The following is a 21,693-nucleotide window of genomic DNA, read 5'->3' on the forward strand; positions in this document are numbered from 1 at the left end:
GGCCAACCCAAAGCGAATTGAAATAATGGACACGACTTTACGCGATGGTGAACAAACCTCGGGTGTGTCCTTCTCGTCCTCTGAAAAACTGACTATTGCAAAGCTCCTTTTGGAGGAATTAAAGGTTGATCGCATAGAAATTGCGTCAGCAAGAGTTTCGGAAGGAGAGTTTCAAGCCGTAAAGGCCATTACAAAATGGGCTGAGGATGAAGGTTTTATTGATGTTGTTGAAGTACTTACTTTTGTAGATAATGGTGTATCCATAGATTGGATGATTGAAGCAGGCGCAAAGGTGCAAAATTTACTAACTAAGGGTTCATTGAACCATTTAACTTACCAGTTAAAAAAGACACCTAATCAGCACTTTAAAGAAATATCAGATACAATAGAGCTCGCGAAACAAAAAGGCATTGAAACCAATGTTTATTTAGAAGATTGGAGCAATGGAATGCGTAACTCCAAGTCCTACGTTTTAGAGTTTATGTCCTTTTTGGCAACCCAACCTGTAAAACGTATCATGTTGCCGGATACCCTGGGAGTATTAACACCTAGAGAATCTTTTGAATTTGTAAAGGAAATTCGCGATGCTTATCCGGAATTACATTTGGATTTTCATGCGCACAACGATTATGACTTGAGTGTTTCCAACGTTATGGAGGCCTTAAAAGCTGGCGTAGATGGTCTGCATCTTACAATTAATGGTATGGGAGAACGCGCTGGTAATGCACCGATGGCGAGCACCATAGCCGTTATAAATGATTTTTTACCACAGATTACCATTGGGGTCAACGAAAAAGTATTATACACGGTTAGCAAACTGGTTGAAAACTTCACAGGCGTAATGATTCCCTCCAATAAGCCGATAATAGGAGCCAATGTGTTTACTCAAACCGCCGGTATTCATGCTGATGGAGATAATAAAAAGAACCTTTATTTTAGTGATTTAATGCCTGAACGCTTTGGTAGAAAGCGTCAATATGCACTTGGTAAATCGTCTGGAAAGGCTAATATTCAAAAGAACTTACAGGAATTAGGTCTTCAGTTAAATGATAGCGACCTTAAAAAAGTAACCCAGCGAATCATTGAATTGGGTGATAAAAAACAGGTAGTCACAAAAGAAGATTTACCTTATATCATCTCAGATGTATTGGATAACAGTTACGAAGAAAAGGTGAAGGTGAATTCTTATGTATTAACACATTCCAAAGGGCTGAAACCATCTACAACGGTGTCTATCACCATTGAAAGTGACACGTACGAGGAAAATGCACAAGGGGATGGTCAATTTGATGCCTTCATGAATGCGATTAGACATATTTTTAAAAGAAAAAAAATGACATTGCCGGATCTTATCGACTATGCCGTTAGGATACCGCCCGGTAGCCGATCAGACGCCCTTTGTGAGACTATTATAACCTGGAAGCATCCAGATAAGGAATTTAAAACACGCGGTTTGGATTCGGATCAAACAGTTTCAGCGATAAAAGCTACCGAAAAAATGCTGAACATTATTATTAATTAAAGTAACAAACCAAAAAAAATCACACTAAATGAAATTTAATATAGCCTTGTTAGCCGGAGATGGCATTGGCCCTGAAGTCATCGATCAAGCGGTGAAAGTATGCAATGCTGTTGCCGAAAAATTTGGACATGATATTACATGGAAACCAGCCTTGACAGGTGCAGCCGCAATCGATGCGGTTGGAGAACCTTATCCGGATGAAACACATGAGGTTTGTACAAATGCCGATGCGGTATTGTTTGGTGCTATAGGCCACCCAAAATTCGATAATGATCCATCCGCCGCGGTAAGACCGGAACAAGGGCTGCTTAAAATGCGTAAAAAATTGGGCTTGTTTGCAAATGTCCGACCCACCTTTACTTTTCCTTCCTTAATTGATAAATCACCTTTAAAGAAAGATCGTATTGAGGGGACGGATTTAGTTTTTTTACGGGAACTTACTGGAGGTATCTATTTTGGTGAAAAGGGAAGAAGAGATGAAGGAGAAACAGCCTTTGACAATTGTGTTTATACCCGTGAGGAAGTTAAACGATTGGCGAAAAAGGGATTTGAAATGGCCATGATGCGTCGTAAAAAGTTATGTTGTGTAGATAAAGCAAATGTTTTGGAAACATCACGACTCTGGAGAGAGACAGTTCAGGCCATGGAGAAGGATTATCCTGAAGTAGAGGTGAGTTATGAATTTGTAGACGCTGTCGCTATGCGCCTGGTACAATGGCCAAATAGCTACGATGTCCTTATTACTGAAAACTTATTTGGAGACATTTTAACGGATGAGGCTTCGGTTATTTCAGGTTCTATGGGATTAATGCCTTCCGCCTCAATTGGTTCCGATATTGGATTGTTTGAGCCTATTCATGGATCCTATCCGCAGGCTGCAGGTAAAAATATTGCTAATCCATTGGCAACCGTATTATCGGCAGCCATGATGTTCGAAACAGCATTTGAATTACCTGAAGAAGGGAAGGCCATAAGAGCCGTCGTAAATAAATCCCTTGCACAGGGTATTGTAACCGAAGACCTGGCAAATGGAGGTAAAGCTTACGGAACTGCTGAAGTAGGGGATTGGCTTGCAGCCAACCTCTAAATCAAAGTAATTTTTTAGAGAATAGGGTCGCCCATTGGGAGACCTGTTTATAGGCCTTATCATTTCAAAATAGTGATTATTATAGGATTATATATTAATCGATGAACTGACATAACGCGCATATAAAAGAGTTTTGCGGGTGTTATATCGATTATTTTTTTTAGTCTTTTCGTATTGGGATAATTTCAATGACACAAATTAAACCCCAATTTACGATGAAACCACACTACTTATCTAAAGCAGTGAGAATCCTTTCCTGCTTGTCATTCTTAGCTTTAATCTTTTCGACTCAGCCTGTTGCTTCCCAAAACAAGCTAAAAAATCACAAACAGGTATTAGAAAAAAAACAGGAACTTGAAAATGCCCCGGTATTGAATCCGTTTTCAAGAGTAGACCTTTTATCCAGTGCCAAGCAAAGTAAATTAAAGAAGGGAGTGGAGCTGGACAACGCCACTATTTTAAGCTTAGATAACCAGAAGGTCGCTGAAATAAGAAATCAAAAACCTGAGAATTTAACCCTTAATTTACCATTTCAATCCAACGAAACATTGGTCTTACAATTAACAAAAGCACCCATATTTACAGAATCATTTAATCTGTATAAGGCCAGCGATCGCAAAAATCCAATTACATATAAACCAGGTGCTTACTATTGGGGCATGGTTAAAGGTGATCCTAATTCTATGGTTACCATAAGCATATTTGACGATCAAATTACAGGGGCAATTCATGTCAATGGAAAAAATCTAGACCTGGGACGTATTGAGAACGATAGCCAAAACGAACATATTCTTTATGAAAACAAAGACATCAAAGAACAATTTGATTTTGCATGTGAAGCTCCGGATCCCGATGGACAGGGCAGAAAAAATATTCAAAATAAGTCAATAATAGAGGCAAGCGCATCAACACCTGTGGATAACTGTGTTCAAATGTATTTAGAAGTAGGCTACTCATTATTTCAAAAAAAGGGATCTTCTGTAAGTGCCACATCAGATTATGTTACTGCCGCCTTTAATCAAGTTATTTTATTGTATGCCAATGAGGGGATAACTGTTAACATAAATGAACTAGTGGTTTGGGATACCCAGGATCCCTATAATAACAGTCTTTATGACTTTAGAGATGCGCTTGGTGGTAATTACAATGGAGACCTCGCTCATTTTATTCATTCAGGCGGGGGTGGAGGCATCGCCTACGTTGATGTTCTCTGTAATTCCTTTTATGGCGTAGGTCTGAGTGGTATAAGTACCAGCTATCAGGACATACCGACATATAGCTGGACGGTTGAAGTCATAACTCACGAAATCGGCCATAACCTTGGGTCCCCGCATACACATTCTTGTAGGTGGAACGGAAATAATACAGTGATTGACGATTGTGGTAATGTCTATTATATGTCAAACAATAAGGATGATGATGGCGACGGAATTGTGGATAATTTATCTGATGCCCAATATTACTCGCCGTGTTTTGATAATGTTGATAATATGATACCGAGTGGCGGGGGTACCATTATGAGCTATTGCCACTTAAATAGTGTCGGTATTGATTTTTCCCTTGGTTTTGGTCCGCAACCGGGAGATTTAATTCGGTCGCGTGTAGCCAATGCTTCCTGTCTCTCATCTTGCGGGCCAGTTCCATTGGATGTTGCAGTAATTAACAGTTCTGACGTGTCGTGTGGTGGTGTGGACGACGGCTATGCTACCGTGGAGGCATCGGGTGGATCCGGAAACTATACGTATAATTGGAATAATGGAGCTGTGGGCCCAAGTATTTCAGGGCTGTCTGCTGGTGATTATACCGTTACCGTGGATGATGGATCTTCTACAGCTTCTACGATCGTTACAATTAGTGATAATAATAACACCTATTATGCCGATACCGATGGGGATGGCTATGGAAATGCCGATGTTACGCTCTTAGATTGTACCACACCCGAAAATTACGTGTTGGATAACTCCGATTGCGATGATACGAATGCAACAGTTTATCCCGGAGCACCTGAATTATGTGATGACTTGGACAACAATTGCGACGGACAAATTGATAATGGGATTACTTACACGAATTATTATGCCGATACGGATGGTGATGGCTTTGGCGATCCGAACAATGTGATTTCTGCCTGTACCGAGCTAACCGGTTATGTGCTCGACAATACAGATTGCAACGATAACGACAGTACCATTTATGTTGGGGCTATTTGTGATGATGGCAATGCCTGTACAATTAATGATCTCATAGATGAAAACTGTGGATGCACGGGTACTTTAACCTTCGATACAGATAATGATGGCGTTTGTGATGCATTGGATATTTGCCCGGGTGGCGATGACACGATCGATACAGATGGGGATGGTATACCTGATTATTGTGATTGCAATCTGGCAACCACCAATTTCCCAGGGGATTCAGTGAATCATTCAGGGCCAGAAAGTACATCTGTAACAGTAACTCTACCCTCAGGAAGTAGAAATGCTACGTTTACGATATCCAATCTTAACCAGGTTATTGATAAAAAACCAACGAATCGATTTATTGATGTCGTTGAGGTGAGTTATGTTGATGCTAATGACGTTCTACATAATTTTGGGTCTTATTCTGCATCCAGTTTTTCGTCTGTAGACATAGACATTATGGATGATGTGGAATCTGTAACCATAACCTTATATGATGGTTACGATGGTGATGTCAATCGAAATATTTCTGTTTCAACGTCTATCGTGAACTATTGCAGTACGCTGATAAGTTGTCCTGATGCCGATGGAGATGGTGTATGCGATGCTGATGATGTGTGTCCTAATGGAGACGATACCGTAGATTCAGATGGCGATGGCATTCCTGATGATTGTGATACGCCTGACGTTCCATGCGAAAATATAGGATACACTCTCTTTAATCCTACTTCATTGAACGGTGTAAGCGAAGTAACTAAAATCTTTGATACTGTAATTACCGATGTTTCATTTACCATATCGGATATGGATCAGCGAATCAATGGAAAACCATCATCGCGGTATTCTGAAAAAGTAACGGTATCGTACAACGATGGAACGGGTTCACAAATCTTTGGTATATATGAAGGCCTAAGTAATGCTTTGGTAGAAATACAAGGTGTTGTGGCCTCCGTCACCGTTTCATTGTCCAATGGTTATAATGGAGGCATTGACGGCCCATTAAGTATTTCCTTAAGTGAGGTATCTTATTGTAATGCTATTTCTGCGACAACAATACCGGAACATTCAATTGAGGACGGTTTGACTAACCTCCCTGTACCCAACTTAAAAATGTTTCCTAATCCAGCCAGTGATCAACTTTTTGCACGGATTGCTGATAGGGCGAATGTCAAAGTTGTCATTTCAGATGTTCTGGGTAAAAGGCTTAGCGAGCAACATATTGTGAATTCCAATCAATTCAAAATTGATATTCATAATTTAGCCGGGGGGCATCTGTATTTTGTCGCTTTTAAAATAGAAGGTAAGCCTCTGCAAGTGCGAAAGCTCATTATAAAGAATTAAAATTTAAATTATGCTGTAATACAAAAGCCATCAAATAGATGGCTTTTGTTATACTAGCTGTTCAATTCGGCACGAAATTGTAGTACCTTATTTTAAAACTTGGAAACAATATTTTCCAACAAACACCCCTTATTATTTGATTAATGAAAAATTCGTGCCGCTTGGTAATTCGAAAATCTCTAAGTCAAAATAGGGGAGAGCAGCAATCAAATGATCAAAAATATCTGACATGATATATTCGTAATTTTCCCATCGCTTGTCACGGCTAAATGCATAAATCTCCATAGGTATACCTTGTGTGGTCGGTGCTAACTGCCTGGCCATAATCATCATGTCCTTGTTTATGGCAGAGTGATGCTTCAAGTAGGAATCGATATACTTTCTAAATACCCCGATATTGGTCAGGTTTCTTCCATTCAACAGTATCTCTTTATCAATGGCATTGTCTTTATTATAGTCATCAATATCCTGTTGTCTCGATTCCAAATAGGAGGTCAGTAGTTGTATTTTTTTAAGACGATCTACATCTTGTTTGGTTAAATATTTAACCTTACTTTGATTAATGTAGAGTGCTCTCTTAATACGTCTTCCTCCAGAGGTGGTCATACCGCGCCAATTTTTAAAGGAATCAGAAATAAGAGCATATGTTGGAATGGTAGTGATGGTCTTATCGAAATTCTGAACCTTCACAGTGGCTAAATTGATCTCAATAACATCGCCATCGGCACCGTATTTTTCGAAAGTGATCCAATCACCAATACGCACCATGTCGTTAATGGAGACTTGAATACTGGCCACAAAACCTAATATGGTATCTCGGAAGACGAGAATAATAATCGCGGAAGCCGTTCCTATTCCTGCTAAGAATTCAATAAATTTTATGCCGCTTACTATGGCAAACGCAGAAAATATGCCCAATATCCAGGCAAAAATCATAAAGACCTGAATATAACTGTCGATAGGTTTATCGTTATATCGTGGAAGTTTTTTTAAATAATCTTTAATACTATTTAAGACACTTCGAATAATCCAAAGGGTCAAAACAATTGCAAAGACCTTCAAACCTTTTTCAACGACGTTTTCAAATTGCTCAAAATCATAGAAGACTATAGGAATAAATTTTATGGCAATGAGCAGGGGTATAATATGCGCAATGTTTCTCGGGACCTTATTAGTTACTAACAAATCATCGAAATTCGTTTTAGTTCTTACAGCCAGTTTGGTGAAGGTGATCCGAATAATTTTTCGAACAATAAAATCTGTCAGAGAAACGACAATGAGTAACCCTATGAGCAGGGCAATCATATTTAAATAGGTAGCTACTGTCTCAGACAGACCTTGACCTGTAAGGTAATCGTAAACAAGATGCGTCAATCTATTCATTGTTGAAACTTAAAAATTTTTTATCAATATAAAAGGTGCCAAATGGAATCACAGAAGCCAATAGTACAAGATTAAATTGTCTGCTGTTCCATTTTAATTCAGGTTTTAGGATTATCGACAGAACGATATAGGTAATAAATAATAAACCGTGAGGCATACCGAGAAATCTCACATATTGCGGATCGCCCATGGTGTATTTTATAGGAGTCGCAATAAATAACAACAGCACATACGACAAGCCTTCCAAGAAGCCAACTATCCTAAAAAGTTTAACTTTCGACATTTCAATTTTTTTTTTGCAAAAATACATCTCAATTTAAAAATATCATCTTAATATTATATTAATTTAAGCTTTATCTTAGAATGGATCAATATCATGGTATTTAATCAGGTATGGTTTTAATGATACGAAATTAGGCCATCTCATATCCTCCGTTGTTTAGTATATGTAGTATATTTAGATGAGTATTTACGCGTAAATGGAGCTATCAGGAGAAACTAATAATGGAAACGGCAGATTTGGTATGTGCAAAGTCGGACGGTTGAGCTATCAACTTCAAAATAGTAATTAGTGTAATGTACAGAACCTTAAACGTGATATTTAGAATTGCCCTGTCAATGCTCATAACACGGCTATTACAAGTGTCCTGTTCGGATAATGAACACTGCGATTCTGTAGTGGTTCGTTTGAGATGAGGTCGATCATACTTAAAGTTAAGAAGTTTATAATAATGTCAGAACTATGAAAGTTTCCTTTAGGATTAATAATACAGTACAAACCATACATACAGACGATGGTGAAACACCGTTATTATGGATTATCAGAGATGTGCTGAATTTAAAAGGAACAAAATTTGGATGCGGAAGATCTGCATGTGGAGCCTGCACCATTCATGTGGATGGCCAGGCTGTTCGGTCATGTTCATTTCCTGTAGTATTGGCGGAGGGGCGAACTATTACAACCATTGAAGGCCTGGGAACTCCTGACGATCCACATCCTGTTCAAAAGGCATGGATTGATGAAATCGTTCCTCAATGTGGGTATTGTCAACCCGGATTTATGATGGCGACTGCGGCCCTTTTGAATAACAATCCCATCCCCAGTGATGAAGACATTGATAATTCGATTAGTAATATTTGCAGATGTGCAACCTATTACAGAATGCGAAAGGCCATACACAGGGCTGCACAATTGCAATCTGAATCTAATGATAATAAGTAGACCCCTAATTCATGGGTAAGAAAACGATTTCCAGAAGAAAGTTTATAGTCCGCGGCGCTCTGGGGACTATCGGTGTATTAGCCGTAGGGACTTATGTATTTAGAAATCCTTTAAGACGTAAAGCGCTTCAATTGGTTGATACATTGGATTCCTTGTATGTTGGGAATATCAGTGATCCTATGTTATGGTTCGAAATCACTAAAAAAAATACCGTTGTACTTCATTCGCCCAAGGTGGAAATGGGACAAGGTGTCTTTACAGGGTTGGCTCAGATAGCAGCAGATGAACTTGAGGTTGGCATGGATCAAATAAATGTTGTTCATGCAAGTACGGATAGTGGCAATATTGATGGTATCAGCACGGGAGGAAGCCTTTCTATTTCCAGTTTATGGTATCCGCTAAGAGAATTGGCTGCTGTTACGCGAGAAGTTATTAAAGCAGAAGCTGCTAAAAAGTTCGGTACGGTTATAAGTCAATTACAGGTTTCCAATGGAATAATACATTTTAAGGGTATGTCGATGAGTTATGCCGAAATCATGGCCGGTGTAAAGAAATGGGAGCTTCCTAAAGAGACTCCTGTTTTAAAGGAGCTAAAGGATTATAAATTTATAGGGAAACCCATTCCAAGAATTGATTTGCAGGATAAAGTTTTCGGAAAACCGCTCTTTGGAATGGATGCTGAAATGCCCGAAATGCTCTATGGTGCTGTAGTAAGGCCAAATAGAATAGGAGCGATTTTTGTTGAAGCCGATACTGCTCAGGCTGAATCAATGCCCGGTGTAGTTAAAATAATTACACAACGTGATTTTGTCGGTGTTGTGGCCAAATCCTATATGCAAGCGGAAAATGCGAAACATGCTATAAAAGTGAAATGGAAGGTATCGCGTAAATGGCAGAGCGAAGATATCGAGGATATGCTAAAAGTGGGAAGGGGATCCTCCCAGGTGATTCAGGTTAAAGGTAACGTAGAGGATTCGTTTTCAGAAGGTGATGATGTTGTAACGATGGAATTTAAATCACCCATTGGGGCTCATGCACAGATTGAACCTAATGGAGTAGTAGCCTCGGTTGAAAAAGACCGCGCAATTATTATAATTTCTACACAGGTGGTCAGTATTACAAGAAAGGAAGTAGCAAAGAGTTTAGGGTTTAAGGAGGATCAGGTTAATGTTATTCCGACTCATCTGGGTGGTGGATTCGGGCGACGCTTGCATACCCCTCATGCCGTACAGGCTGCCCTTATGTCAAGAGCTGTTGCTAAGCCGGTAAAATATTTTTTCAACAGGCAAGAAGAATTTCAGAATGATATGTTTCGACCACCTACGCATCATATTCTAAGGGGGAAATTAAAGCATGATGGACTTATAGAAACTATTGAACACCAGTTTTCGAGTGGTGATGTAGCCCATAATTCTGCTTTTATACCCAACAGTGCACTTCCTGTCATCGGAACTGATTTTGGAGCCGTCAGAGGGGCTTATATTCGCTACAGCCGGATTCCAAACCAGAGGGTTAAGGCATGGCATGTCGATTTACCCTTTGCCACGAGTTGGTGGCGTGGTTTGGGTTTGTTGGCCAATACTTTTGCTATTGAGAGTTTTATGGACGAATTAGCCATTAAAAGTGGACTTGATCCTGTTGAATTCCGTCTTCGACAAATCAATGATGATGCAGCCGGAACACGTTTAAAAGCGGTTATAAAAGCAGCGGCTGAGGCCTCTGGATATACCGATGAGGTTATTAATAATAGTGCCATGGGGCTTGCAGCATCAGTCGATACAGGCACGCCATGTGCACAGGTTGCAGAAGTTTCCATAGTCGATAACGAAATAAAAGTTCATAAAGTGACCTGTGCTCTGGATCCTGGGGTAGCCGTAAATCCAGATCAGGTCAAAGCGCAGTGTGAAGGAGCAATTATAATGGGATTAAGTGCTTCATTATATGAGCGTATGTATGTCAAAGATGGAGCATTGCAACCTACTATGTACGGACCATATAATATGGCGCTAATGAGACATGCTCCAAAAGAAATCGATGTCATCTTATTGCAGGGGATTGACAAACCAGGCCCTGTAGGGGAACCGCCTCTGGGTCCAGTTGCAGCTGCCATTGGAAATGCATTGCGACGTCTTACCGGTAAGCGCGCGAATAGCTTACCATTAACAGTAGTCTAAAAAACGAAAAAAAATTGCATACCTATTGAAATAAACGTATTTTTAAGGAGACACTACAGATGTTGATGTATTCCTTTAGGGTGTCAGGGCAGAACCAATTTTAGAAACTAAAGAACAAAGCCTCAAGCGTTAAACTAAACTTTCATATCATTATCATATGATTTTTCGAAGTTTGTATGCCTACAATTGACGAAGTGCGGTACTAACAGTATATAAATATTATCTTTTTTAGAAATGACTTAGGTCATTTTTTATCGCTTTAAAAGCTAGTAGTTTTATGTCAAACTAAACAATGTACATACTATGAAAATATTTGACGATAAGCACATAAAGAATGTGGTCTTTGTTGGTGCACATAACAGTGGAAAGACCGCGTTATGTGAAACCATGTTATTTGAGGCAGGTCTGATAAACAGACGCGGAACTATTGAGGATAAAAATACGGTATCTGATTATCACGAGGTAGAGCATGAGCGTCAAGCTTCAGTATTTGCAACACCAATACATACGGAATGGCGAAATTATAAGATCAATATTATAGATACGCCCGGTTTGGACGATTTTATAGGTGAAATTATTTCATCCATCAGGGTGGGAGACACGATTGCCACCGTTATAAACGGTAGGCAAGGCGTAGAGGTTGGCACTGAAATTATCTGGAATTACTCCGATAAATATAACAAGCCAACCTTATTTATTATAAACCAGATTGATCATCCGGATTGTCATTTCGACGATGCTTACAAAAGTATTAAAACCCTGGTGGGCAATAACGCGGTTCAAATCCAGTACCCTATAAAATTGGACGGAGCACAATGCATTATTGATGTTTTAAAAATGAAGTGCTACAAATTTGGTCCTGAAGGAGGGAAGCCTGAAAAATTAGCCATACCGGATCATGAAAAAGAGAGAGCAGAGGCCCTGCATAACGAACTTGTAGAAAAGGCTGCTGAGAACGATGAGGAGCTTATGGAATTGTATTTTGACAAAGGTACATTGAGTGAGGACGAAATGCGCCAGGGCATAAAAATTGGGATGCTGAACCATGACTTATTTCCGGTATTCTGTGTTTCTGCCTTGAAGGATATGGGTAGTGGTCGTCTTATGGGTTTTATAGATAATGTGGCCCCTGCTGCGGCCGATTTAAAGCCTCAACAAAGTCTGGAAGGGGATGAGATTGTGCCTTCTGTGGATGCTCCAACTGCGCTATTTGTATTTAAAACATTGTACCAATCCAATTTGGGACAAATTACCTTTTTTAAGGTTAAATCCGGTGAAATTAATGTCAATGACAAATTGACCAATTCCAGAACAGGGGAGACTGAGGTTATTAACCAGTTATTTATTATGGATGGAAAAAACCGTCATCCTGTAGACAAATTAACCGTTGGTGATATAGGCGCTACTTTGAAGTTGAAATCCACTGAAACAACGGATACCTTATACAGTGGAAATAAACCAATAACGGTAAAACCAATTCAGTACCCCGATCCTAGGATTCATAAAGCTGTTTTGGTTGAGAACAAAGCAGATGATGAAAAGCTCAGCGAAGTATTGAGACGTATCCACAAGCAGGACCCTACTGTTGTAATAAGCTATTCGAAGGAATCTAAGGAACTATTACTGGGGTGTCAGGGCGAACTCCATCTTGCCATTATTGATTGGATGCTCAAAAACGAAAATAAAATAAGTGTTACCTATAACAAACCAAAAATTAAATATAGAGAAACCATTCAGCGTTCTTCAACAGCGAATTATCGACACAAGAAACAGTCGGGGGGATCGGGTCAGTTTGCGCAGGTACATCTTAAAATAGAACCCTGGTATGAGGGTATGCCGGAGCCTGAAGGATTTAATATCAGGGGTAAAGAAGAAGTGGATTTACCCTGGGGAGGTAAGCTGGTGTTTTACAACTGTATTGTTGGAGGTGTCATTGATTTACGTTATTTGCCCTCCATCATGAAAGGTATTATGGAAGTTATGGAGGAAGGACCGCTGACTGGGTCTTACATCAGGGATGTTCGCGTAATGGTTTATGATGGCAAGATGCATCCGGTTGATTCTAACGACATTTCTTTTAAAATAGCTGGGGCTCATGCCTTTAAGGAAGCCTTTTTAAATGCCAATCCGAAATTGCTGGAACCGACTAATGAGTTAACGGTGAAGGTACCGGAAGATATGGTTGGTAATGTCATGACCGACCTGCAATCCAGACGTTCTATAATTCAGGGCTTTGATAATCTTGATAAATATCAAATTTTGAAATGTACCATTCCTGCCGCTGAATTATATGGGTATTCAACCGATTTAAGGTCGTTGACCCAGGGAAAGGCAACCTTTAGTTCGAAATTTTCGTCGTACCAATTGGTACCGAGTAATATACAACAACAATTAGTAAAAGCAGAAGTGTAATTAAAAAGTAAAAGCATGATAGTTAAAGCAAATTATTTAAGTGACCTCAAATTTAATTTGGACACCTGGAAGAGAGAACTGCGTTTTCATTTTGATGAAATGGATACGTTTGAAGAAAAATTAGAAGAAATTGCAAGCCGTGAATATGACAAAAGAGCAACCATAATGATTGAAAATTTCCAAAATAGAATCATGATTGAAAAAGCGGCGATTTCAAAATTAAAGCATCGCTGCAGAAATAAATTAGCCAATATTTACAAGGCAGATTATAATGAAAACATTGATGGTCGTTTACAAGGAGAACAGAACATGCTTAAAGACGATATGCGTACTTATATCAAATTGCATTATGATTTGAAAGAGGAAATGATGGATTTCTTCAGACAATATCTTTAATTAGTGTGTTTAACTATCTTATAATGTGTTAAATACAATTTAAAACAGGTAGTTTAAACCATTGGTCAGTCAATGAACTAGAACGGATGTATAATCCATTAAAAAAGGTCTTTATAGACCTTTTTTTTATTTTATAGTGCATGTAAGATCAAATATTTGATTGACCGTTTAATAATAAATATTATATTTATATAGAATTTACCAATAGGGCCTGCTTCAAATTTTCGAAAATTAATCTAAAAATTTTGTGTAAATCGTGTCAATGGAAACCAAGAACATCACATCCCGCAAAAAGAAGCACGCTGATTTTCAGGATGCATACAGACGATCGTCTAATTTTATGTCGTACAGTAAGGAGGACTATAAATCTTTTAAATTGAAAGGTAACGGAGATTTAAAATATAAAAAATCAGATGAATCTGAGAAATAGTTCCGGAATCTGTAGGAGTGGAGCACATAAGGTCGTCGCCTTATAATAGTATTTTCTATTTTACATAATATAAATTATAATTCCCTTATTAAACAATTTACGTATAGCTTCGCTATTTTACCATAATATCAGATATAGCAGCTTTAGCGCTATATCGGTCGATATTATGTAAAAGTAAATTGTGAATCTCAGATGGTTATTAAAGTTTTATAAACGCATCTATTCATACTGTACAAATTGCTCTTCTATTTGTATATAAAATCAAACTACAATCGTAATACGTATAGTTTCGCTATTTTACCATAATATCAGATATAGCAGCTTTAGCGCTATATCGGTCGATATTATGTAAAAGTAAATTGTGAATCTCAGATGGTTATTAAAGTTTTATAAACGCATCTATTCATTATTTGTGAATCTCGTCTCTGTTTGTACATAAAATCAGCTATAATCGTATTACATATAGCTTCGCTATTTTATCATAATATCAGATATAGTGGCTTTAGCGCTATATCGATAGATATTATGTAAAAAGAAATTGTGAATATCAGATCGTGATAAAAGTTTTACAGACGCAACTATTAATAATATGCAAGTTGCTCTTCTATTTGTATATAAAATATCGTAGGACTTAAATACCTGCCTGCATCAGGCAGGCAGGTATTGTAATTAACACAATTTTTGTTTGGTGTGATAGGTTCAGAAACCTCTGGTAATTCAGTATGTACTATTTATTGATTAATAGCCTTTAAATGCGCATAAACCGGGTGTCCCTGTATTTTCATTTCCACTGCCCTGTCAAAAATCTTAATCCCTTTTACGGCATTGAGTTTGCCATCCGGAGCAAAGGCTTTGACACCATATAGATCGCCGTTTTCGTTAACCGCTTTAACATGGATGATATTACCCGACCTGCTGATACCTTTGACGTCCAGCTTTGTCTGGTCTTCTGTTAAGGCCTTAACGTCGTAAATCGTACCATCCTTTCCAATAGCCTTAATTGGAGCATATTTATCCTCTGCTGATTTTTGCATTATTTTTACGGGTAACTCTGCTCCATCCACAAACGCTTTAATGTTCAGGAAACTATGTTCTTTCGAATCCTGGGTTGCCAGGACATCAAAAGTGTTGCCAGCCGCATCAATAGCTTTTACATTCAGATTTTTACCCTCGGGCGTTATCGCCTGTATACGCCATGCAATCCGTTCAAAATCGCTCTGATATGGCCCTATCTCTACATTTTTTTTAGGCAGTTTAAAATTATCTTCATTTTCAGACGGATGCATCGCCTTAACATGTGCAAAGATGCTATGGCTCCTTAAAGTCATCTCTCTTTCCTGGGAATTAATTTTTATGCCTTTTATATCATTAAGTTCTCCCGTTGGTGCAATGGCCTTAACCCCATAGAACTTACCTTTTTTGGTCAGGGCTTTCACAATGACAATATTATCATATCTCGCTACGCCAATTATTTCCAGATCCTCTCCTTCCGGAGTTACAGCTTTCAGCTTGTAGGCCGTTCCTGTTTCGGTAATGGCCACAACAGGCGTAAACTGATTTTTACTCACCAATATCTTCACCGGTAAGATATCACCGTTTACAAAAGCTTTGACGTCCATCAGGTTATCCTGATCGGAGTCTTGAATGGCCTTAACATCGTAACCATCTCCGGCATTATCGATCATTTTAATATCCAATGTCTGTCCGTTTGGTTGGATGGCTTTCACATTCCAATAAATAGTCTCAAATTTTACAACATCTTCCGAAGTATCTTCCTTACTTGTTTTTTCTTTTGATGGGGCATTGTTACAGGCCACTATTAAAAACATAAAGCCAAGAATAAACAAATTATGGATTGTTGTTTTAATAAAAAAATGGGTTGAAGTTTTCATTGTTACAGTAACTTTAAAATTACCTAAAGTTAAAAAAGGAGGATATTATTTTTCATGACATTCGTCATGTAAAAGAGATCACAGGTTTCGTCTGTGAATACATTATAGAAGCCCTCATGAAACAAACGCATTGGCATTCACCCGGCTCAATACGCGATCTATTTTTTGGTTGTAAAAGATGGCTACAAGGCTGAGTGTTATTGGTGTTCAGTGCGTCATTTAATGATTCGGTCTATAGAATAGGTATCATACGACTTCCTATCGCTAATACCCCGAGTTCTCGGAATCACGGGTAACGACAAACATCTCTACTTCTCGTAATTATGAGACTTAATTCATTTTTGTATCCCATCGCACCGCTAAAGTCCTTGGAAAAAAACATTTTGTTGCATCACAGGCCTGATAAACTAATTCGCCTTCCAAGAATGGTGCTATATCGAATCTGTTGGCCTTGGTAAACGCTATGTTAAGTTGTATTGAAAAATCATTTGAAATCACCATGAATTCACCATAGTGATCAAGGTGCCACGGTTTGGGCTCATACTTATATACATATGATATCACAGTGAATTCCGGCGATGATTTGAGCTTGAAATTGGTCTTGATGAAGTTCTCATCGGCAACATTATCTGGCTGAATATGGTACCCCGAGTCTATTGTAAATGAAAACTTGAGTTCCAGTCCCCTATCATGCCTGGCTACAATACTGCTCCCATTACAGTTGACAAACTGTTTGAGTTTCGAATTGCTTATCGGCCGCTGTCTTTGCGCTTCTTCAGGTTTCTTATACTCTGTGCCACAGCTTAATATGAAGAGCACTAAAACAACTGCGATACAATTTTTAACGAAGTAATTCATCGAGTTTCTGTTTAACATGTATGAGTTTGGAATCAAAATTCTTTGTATCCAGCAAACTCATAAATTGTATCTGACCCTGCTGATCTATAATGATGTTCGAGGCTAACATAATTTCGTCTCGCGCCAATTCAGGCAGAACATCATGGGGTGCAAAACTGCCCGCTACTGCTCCATCCGTATCCAATACTACCGGAAAGCTCAAGGCGTGTGGTTTTACCAATTTGTCTATTATTAATTTCTTCGATTCTTTTACATCAATAATTAAAACACCCACGCCCTTGTCTTTGTAGTCCTTATATAATTGTTCCAAATGCGGGGCTTCAGCATTACAGTATGGACACCAGGTTGTTGCGATATGAATCACCAATACTCTGCCACTGTAGTCGCCTAGACTAATTAATTCGTCTTCAATAGACATGAGCTTGAAATCAGGAGCTTTTATAAGATTCCGCTCAAAAGGCGTATCCGAAACCAGTGTGAGATTGTTGTTCTTTTCCTTACAGGATAATACGCTTAACACACATAAAGACAGGCTTAGAATCTGAAGGGAAATACGTTTAAAGTTTACATATGCTTTCATGAGTCGATAAATTAGGATGACCTAATTTCTAACTCCAAGGGCGTGCCAAATATGTAATAAACAGAATATCAGTAGTTTAAATATAAACTAATGGCGAATTTAGTAACGAATTATCGTAATATTATGATATTTCGTTCTTCATTCTACGAATTATAGTGAGTTTTTAAATAAGGTGTTACAGTGATGCCACCACCGTATTCGAAGGGTTTTCTTCTTTTAGTACAATATCTTTAACTGCAACGTGCATATCCCCTATTTTCTTAAGGCTAAGCATACCCTTATAGTTGATACGCTCCAGTTTTTTTCTACAGCGTTCTGATATTGCCGTATCATCATCAAAGATGAAGGCATCGAAATCGTATTCCGGTTGCCCCGGTACCTTGATAACGGGAAGAATTTGCTTCATACCGCGTCTGCGAGGATAAGTAAGCGGTTCATAAGGTGCACCTGGGATGAAGGTATAAATCGTATACTGACCTTCGGCATTGGTTTTTACCCATGCCCTATGCTCAATGTATTTTTTCCCATTTGTCTTAAGGGTAATAAAATCGCCATCGGCATTCGGTTGGTAAATATATAAAATGACATCTTTTGCAGGGGTAATTCCGTCACTGTAATAAATGGTCCCGGTAATTTTTAACTTATTTTCCTGAGTTTCAAAACTCGGAATCGTATCGGTGCTGTTCAGATGAATTTCGGAATAATCATAAAGTGGACTCCGATTTTTATCGTTTATTGAAGCCTCTTGTGGAAACAAGAATTGAACACTCAAAAAACATGTAAAACAAATTAGGGCAGATAGATTTTTCATGGTTTATACATATTGTATTCTTCCTTAAAACTATATAATACAATAGGTTAATACACAAAAAATCATATGAACTCATGAAATACACGATGAAATGAACAAATTAAAGCGGAGCGCAGAAACAAGCCGTTTCGTTCATCGGATAAATAGGTTTTTAAACTAGTCCCTAATTTTAATTATGGTCCTATTTATGTGTTAGGTCAGGACTAAAGAGTGTATCTTAAAGGTCCTTATCTTCTTTTGGTTTTACCATGCCACTGTACTGTATGGGAAAACGGTAAACACCATTTACCGACATTGTGGATTTTAAACTTGGAAAGATGTTGATATAGACCTGAAAAGACTCTTGATTTCCTTCGGCAGTAAAACTGATGCGATAGCTGCCATCCTTTTTTTGGTTCACCTGATAATCTTTCATCAGGCTTTTTAGCTCTATGGCACCATCACCAGCATCATATCCACCGCGCATTTGACGTTCACCAAAATAAGGTAAATAGGAATAAACACTGTCGTTATGAATGCGAAGATAATTGGGATTGCCTATCAAATTTATGTTACCTGGCGTATTACCGGGCTGCATCAGGCCTGAATTAAAGACTTGTTGTACGGCATTTGTAACCTGAGGATAGGCCATGTCGGAGTCAATTTCGTAGGCTTTGGATTGCACTATCGACTCCAAAACTTTGAGTTCCTCCACTGTAGCAACTGATTTTTTAGAGCCGCAGGAGACAATTAAAAAAATAGATAGAAAAGTTATGAGCTTAAGGGCTTTCATGACACTTATTATATATAATACATTAGTTTTCACTAATTTACAAAATTAGAGCTTAAAATCATACTTCTATACCCTCTAATAAAGTGTCCAAGAACGATAAATTAACTCATCCATCAAATACATATTTTATAGATAAAGTGTATTCTACCAACAATTTACCGAAATAATGCGTCACCTGTCAATAAATTTTGCTTTCAAAAAGGCGCTTATCTAGTTTTAGAATACCAAATCTTTAAAACCTATTTATTATGGATACTCATTTTTCCTTATTTAATCAGATTAACAGTTTGTCCTTTTGGTTATTGCTTGAGAGCAATTACAGAAGTTGTGTGCAATTAAATGCCGATGAGGATCGGTTTTTTATTTCCATTAAAAAAGGTAATGCCATTTTATATGCGCATGAGATTAGCAGCCTGAGTAAAAAAAATAAAAAATACCTACAGTTTGAACTGGCTGCGGTTGTCAATCACCTGCTCCACATCAAAAACAACATAACCTTTCAGAATAAGAAAAGCGCCTAAGGCTTTAAAATCTTACTTATCGCGTCCATCCATTCATCCATGGCCGTTTTATTGGTATCGAAAGCCAGGCTCCCATTGCCATACGGTGCATAAACCAATGGATTGGTTACTGAGAAGAATCCAATGGTCGGTGTTAAAGCAGCACTGGCCAAATGCATCACGCCATTATCTGCAGCTATAAAGATTGAGGTATTGGCAATGATAGCACCCATTTCCCTTATGTCCTTACTATAAAAATGTGGCGCCCGAAAATTAATTTTAGAGCTATTTTCAATGGGTAACATTTCGATAACATTATGGTCTGGAAAGTCTGTGAGCAGTCGTTCATAGAAGGAATGCCACCAGGATTCGGAATAGCATTTATCACCGGTTGCATTTGTATAAATGCATATGGTTGGATTTTCATTGTTAACAATACGGTCTAAAATGGATTTCCCAGCAGATAATTCTTCCCTGTTCAATTTGATGTTTAAAAGTGGTAGTTTCCCGGTGTTTTCCCGGTGTCCAATCTGATGCAGATAATATCTTAAGTTGTATACCGGGTATTTTGAGATATGATGGTAATCCGTATAGGTTTTTTCAATAGCCTCATATACTTCTCCGAAAACCTTAAAAGAGGCCTTACTAATTTTTGTCAGAAGCCGACCTGAAGATGAGTTTCTGTCCGCATTAATAACCAGGTCATAGCGTCTTCTCGTAAGCTTGAACCATTGTGCTATATAGGAGATTAAATTATTAAACGGCTTTTTGGGAAGCTGCATGATATGCCTGATCTGTGTGTAATTCTGAAAAACCGCATGGGCTACCCCTCCTTTTACAAACAGATCAATCTGGCAGCCTGGAAAGGTATCAATGACTTCCTGAACGATTGGTGTTAACAGCAATTGATTCCCTAAACGGTGATTTGGTCTCACAATCAACACCCTCTTGATATCTTCAACCTTTAGTGAACCATAAACTGGTTCTTTGTAAGAACGACCTACATTTCTGGTGATGCTGTGCATGACCTTTCTGCGGATTTCATTGATACTTCTGGGTACTTTCATGGTAATGCTTAAACGGGCGCAAATTACAAATAAATGGTAGAAAAAACGGTTGTTTATCTTTGATTTTATCGACCGATAATACGAGGTTTTGTAATCACCCTTTTGGAATTAATGAAGTAGACCCCGGTAAGCAAAATAATAGCAGCTATAACGGACTGCAGGGTTATTTTCTCATCCAGGACCCACCATCCCAGGATAAGTGCGATAATAGGGTTTACATAGGTGTTTGTGGCTACTTTCTCCGGAGAGACCTCCTTCAACAGGTAATTGAATGCCGTAAATGCGATAATGCTTCCAAATAAAATAAGTAATAGCATAGACCATTGTACATCAGAGCTCCAGGAGGATGGTAATGACCAGGTTTCACCAAAACACAGACTCGTAATGGCTAGCATAATACCTCCGCTTAGCATTTGATATCCGGTATTCACAAAATAATTTGAGGGCATGTCTGCCCTACCAACAAACAAACTGCCATAGGCCCAACTTACCATACAAACAAAAATCATAATCATACCGATGATTTGATTCTCTTGGCTAATCAGTTCTTTTTGACTCACCAGGAGATAAATACCAATAAAACCTAAAACCACGCCTATGTAAGACATTATGGATATCTTCTTGCCCTGCAACAGCCACATTAATATAAGGACAACTAAAGGCTGTGCCGATATTTCCAATGCGGCGAATCCACTGTCTACATATTTGAGTGCCCACACCACTACCCCATTGCCAAAGGTTAAAAATAGAAAACCGGCAATGATCGCATTTTTCAATTGTCTCTTGGTAATTGCAATACTCACCTTTAGCACTTTGGCAATGATAAAAATAAAGATACTGGAAACAAGAAATCGTATGGAGGCCAATTTAAAGGGAGGTAATTCACTTACGGCTATTTTATTTAATAAATAGGTAGATCCCCAGATAACATAAATCGCAAAAAATGCAAGTATGATGGTAATGCTTTTACGGGAAACGGCCATATAAGAAAAATAAAATGTCTTGAAAAAGGATTAAGATTTGGCAAATGTACATTTATTTTCAATACCCTTATTATGCCGAGGTA

At 38.4% G+C, this 21,693-nt stretch carries 17 protein-coding genes; 8 read left to right on the forward strand and 9 right to left on the reverse strand.

Going from position 1 to position 21,693, the window contains the following annotated elements:
- The first annotated feature begins 25 nt into the window (after positions 1–25).
- The 3 genes from MR041_RS09795 to MR041_RS09805 all read left to right on the forward strand — a co-directional run bounded on the left by MR041_RS09795 (position 26) and on the right by MR041_RS09805 (position 6,130).
- The gene (locus tag MR041_RS09795) at positions 26–1,522 is read left to right on the forward strand and encodes an alpha-isopropylmalate synthase regulatory domain-containing protein (protein ID WP_242093432.1); all 1,497 of its coding nucleotides are present in this window, start codon (positions 26–28) and stop codon (positions 1,520–1,522) included.
- A gap of 28 nt (positions 1,523–1,550) precedes the next feature.
- Complete coding sequence (leuB, locus tag MR041_RS09800; protein WP_242093433.1) at positions 1,551–2,609, forward strand: 3-isopropylmalate dehydrogenase; 1,059 nt, start codon at positions 1,551–1,553, stop codon at positions 2,607–2,609.
- Positions 2,610–2,824: 215 nt separating this feature from the next.
- Positions 2,825–6,130, forward strand: a complete 3,306-nt coding sequence (locus tag MR041_RS09805) for a M12 family metallo-peptidase (RefSeq protein ID WP_242093434.1) — start codon at positions 2,825–2,827, stop codon at positions 6,128–6,130.
- Between the two features lie 132 nt (positions 6,131–6,262).
- Here the strand turns inward: MR041_RS09805 and MR041_RS09810 are convergent, their stop codons facing one another.
- Together MR041_RS09810 and MR041_RS09815 are read right to left on the reverse strand one after the other, a co-directional pair.
- Complete coding sequence (locus MR041_RS09810; RefSeq protein ID WP_242093435.1) at positions 6,263–7,513, reverse strand: mechanosensitive ion channel family protein; 1,251 nt, start codon at positions 7,511–7,513, stop codon at positions 6,263–6,265.
- Positions 7,506–7,796, reverse strand: a complete 291-nt coding sequence (locus tag MR041_RS09815) for a DUF3817 domain-containing protein (protein ID WP_242093436.1) — start codon at positions 7,794–7,796, stop codon at positions 7,506–7,508. Before MR041_RS09815 ends, MR041_RS09810 begins: the two co-directional genes overlap by 8 nt.
- A 459-nt stretch (positions 7,797–8,255) precedes the next feature.
- Here MR041_RS09815 and MR041_RS09820 point away from each other — a divergent pair, with 459 nt between their 5' ends.
- The 4 genes from MR041_RS09820 (at position 8,256) to MR041_RS09835 (ending at position 13,717) form a co-directional block, all read left to right on the forward strand.
- Positions 8,256–8,735 (forward strand): (2Fe-2S)-binding protein, encoded by a 480-nt coding sequence (locus MR041_RS09820; protein WP_242093437.1) that lies wholly within the window; start codon positions 8,256–8,258, stop codon positions 8,733–8,735.
- 11 nt (positions 8,736–8,746) lie between these two features.
- Complete coding sequence (locus tag MR041_RS09825) at positions 8,747–10,909, forward strand: xanthine dehydrogenase family protein molybdopterin-binding subunit (RefSeq protein WP_242093438.1); 2,163 nt, start codon at positions 8,747–8,749, stop codon at positions 10,907–10,909.
- Positions 10,910–11,212: 303 nt separating this feature from the next.
- A complete protein-coding gene (locus MR041_RS09830) occupies positions 11,213–13,321 on the forward strand; it encodes an elongation factor G (protein ID WP_242093439.1) in 2,109 nt (702 codons plus the stop codon).
- 15 nt (positions 13,322–13,336) lie between these two features.
- On the forward strand, positions 13,337–13,717 hold the full coding sequence (locus tag MR041_RS09835) for a hypothetical protein (RefSeq protein WP_242093440.1): 381 nt from the start codon (positions 13,337–13,339) through the stop codon (positions 13,715–13,717).
- Positions 13,718–14,878: 1,161 nt separating this feature from the next.
- Here MR041_RS09835 and MR041_RS09840 read toward each other — a convergent pair.
- From MR041_RS09840 to MR041_RS09860, 5 genes are all read right to left on the reverse strand, one after another.
- Positions 14,879–16,039, reverse strand: a complete 1,161-nt coding sequence (locus MR041_RS09840; protein WP_242093441.1) for a DUF7486 family protein — start codon at positions 16,037–16,039, stop codon at positions 14,879–14,881.
- Positions 16,040–16,369: 330 nt separating this feature from the next.
- Positions 16,370–16,897 (reverse strand): hypothetical protein, encoded by a 528-nt coding sequence (locus MR041_RS09845; protein ID WP_242093442.1) that lies wholly within the window; start codon positions 16,895–16,897, stop codon positions 16,370–16,372.
- The gene (locus MR041_RS09850) at positions 16,881–17,477 is read right to left on the reverse strand and encodes a peroxiredoxin family protein (protein WP_242093443.1); all 597 of its coding nucleotides are present in this window, start codon (positions 17,475–17,477) and stop codon (positions 16,881–16,883) included. Before MR041_RS09850 ends, MR041_RS09845 begins: the two co-directional genes overlap by 17 nt.
- A 175-nt stretch (positions 17,478–17,652) precedes the next feature.
- Positions 17,653–18,249: a peptidase associated/transthyretin-like domain-containing protein gene (locus tag MR041_RS09855; RefSeq protein ID WP_242093444.1), complete on the reverse strand. Its 597-nt coding sequence runs from the start codon at positions 18,247–18,249 to the stop codon at positions 17,653–17,655.
- Between the two features lie 256 nt (positions 18,250–18,505).
- Positions 18,506–19,060, reverse strand: coding sequence for a DUF4251 domain-containing protein (locus tag MR041_RS09860; RefSeq protein WP_242093445.1), 555 nt, complete (start codon positions 19,058–19,060; stop codon positions 18,506–18,508).
- A 248-nt stretch (positions 19,061–19,308) separates the two neighbouring features.
- On the opposite strand from MR041_RS09860, the gene MR041_RS09865 reads away from it, so the two are divergent.
- Entirely contained in the window at positions 19,309–19,581 is a 273-nt protein-coding gene (locus MR041_RS09865) for a hypothetical protein (protein WP_242093446.1), read from the forward strand.
- Here the strand turns inward: MR041_RS09865 and MR041_RS09870 are convergent.
- Both MR041_RS09870 and MR041_RS09875 read right to left on the reverse strand, forming a co-directional pair.
- On the reverse strand, positions 19,578–20,627 hold the full coding sequence (locus tag MR041_RS09870; protein WP_242093447.1) for a glycosyltransferase family 9 protein: 1,050 nt from the start codon (positions 20,625–20,627) through the stop codon (positions 19,578–19,580). The genes MR041_RS09865 and MR041_RS09870 overlap by 4 nt on opposite strands.
- Before the next feature lie 65 nt (positions 20,628–20,692).
- On the reverse strand, positions 20,693–21,610 hold the full coding sequence (locus MR041_RS09875; RefSeq protein ID WP_242093448.1) for an EamA family transporter: 918 nt from the start codon (positions 21,608–21,610) through the stop codon (positions 20,693–20,695).
- Positions 21,611–21,693 lie beyond the last annotated feature (83 nt).

The organism is Aestuariivivens sediminicola, assembly GCF_022662015.1.
Taxonomy (GTDB): Bacteria; Bacteroidota; Bacteroidia; order Flavobacteriales; family Flavobacteriaceae; genus Aestuariivivens; species Aestuariivivens sediminicola.